A 1,206-nucleotide genomic window follows, 5' to 3' on the forward strand; every position below is an offset into this window, starting at 1 on the left:
CGACGTCCCCCCTATTTTGAGTAGCGATGCGATTTGGAGTCCAATCCCACCTGACCAGGAGATTGGACGTGAAGAAGCGATTTTCCGAAGAACAGATCATCGGGTTTCTGCATGAGGCCGACGCCGGCATGCCAGTCAAGGACCTGTGCCGGCGGCACGGGTTCAGCGAAGCCTCGTACTACCTGTGGCGCAGCAAGTTCGGCGGCATGAGCGTGCCGGATGCGAAGCGGCTGAAGGAATTGGAGGCTGAGAACGCTCGGTTGAAGAAGCTACTGGCCGAGCAGATGTTCGAGAACGACGTCATCAAGGACGTCCTGCGAAAAAAGCCCTGACCGCGCCGGCGCGACGTGAGCTGGTGCGGCAGATGATCGATCGGGGGTTGAGCCAACGGCGCTCTTTGAGTGCGCTACGGATGAGCGCCAGCGCGTTTCGCTACGCGCCTCGCCCGGACCGCAACGTCGAACTGCGTGCGGCCATCCAGGCGCTGGCGCAGCGACACAAGCGCTACGGCGTCGGGATGATCCACCTCAAGCTCAGGCAGGCGGGAATGCTGGTGAACTACAAGCGTGTGGAGCGGCTGTACCAGGAGGCCAGGCTGCAGGTGCGGCGCCGCAAACGCAAGAAGGTGCCCATGGCCGAGCGGCAGCCGCTGGCGCGGCCGCAGACGCCCAACGCGGTCTGGTCGATGGACTTCGTGTTCGACCGCACGGCCGAGGGCCGGGTGATCAAGTGCCTTACGGTCGTTGATGACGCTACCCATGAGGCTGTCGTGATCGAGGTCGAGCGGTCGATCTCCGGCAGCGGCGTGACCCGCGTGCTTGATCGCCTGGCGCCCCGCCGCGGTCTGCCCCAAGTGATCCGCAGCGACAACGGCAAAGAGTTCTGCGGCAAGGCGATGGTCACTTGGGCATACGAGCGTGGCGTGCAACTACGGCTGATCGAACCGGGCAAGCCCAACCAGAATGCCTACATCGAAAGCTTCAACGGGCGTCTGCGCGACGAATGTCTCAACGAGCACTGGTTTCCCAACCTGCTGCACGCGCGTACCGAGATCGAACGCTGGCGCCGAGACTACAACGATGAAAGACCCAAGAAGGCGCTTGGCGGACTGACGCCGTCAGCGTACGCAAAACAGCTTGCTGCCAAAGCCGATATCATCAATCCCGGACTCTAGATCCAACCGCTACTGAAAGCGGGGGGACGTCG

At 62.5% G+C, this 1,206-nt stretch carries 1 protein-coding gene; it reads left to right on the top strand.

Annotated elements, in window-relative coordinates; genetic code table 11:
- Nucleotides 1-26 precede the first annotated feature (26 nt).
- A protein-coding gene (locus tag FB548_RS18690; protein ID WP_255470633.1) for an IS3 family transposase occupies nt 27-1,174 on the top strand; the annotation gives its coding sequence in 2 pieces (ribosomal slippage) (nt 27-327 and nt 327-1,174; 1,149 coding nt in all).
- Nucleotides 1,175-1,206 lie beyond the last annotated feature (32 nt).

This window comes from Pseudoxanthomonas sp. 3HH-4, assembly GCF_006716465.1.
Lineage (GTDB): Bacteria > Pseudomonadota > Gammaproteobacteria > Xanthomonadales > Xanthomonadaceae > Pseudoxanthomonas_A.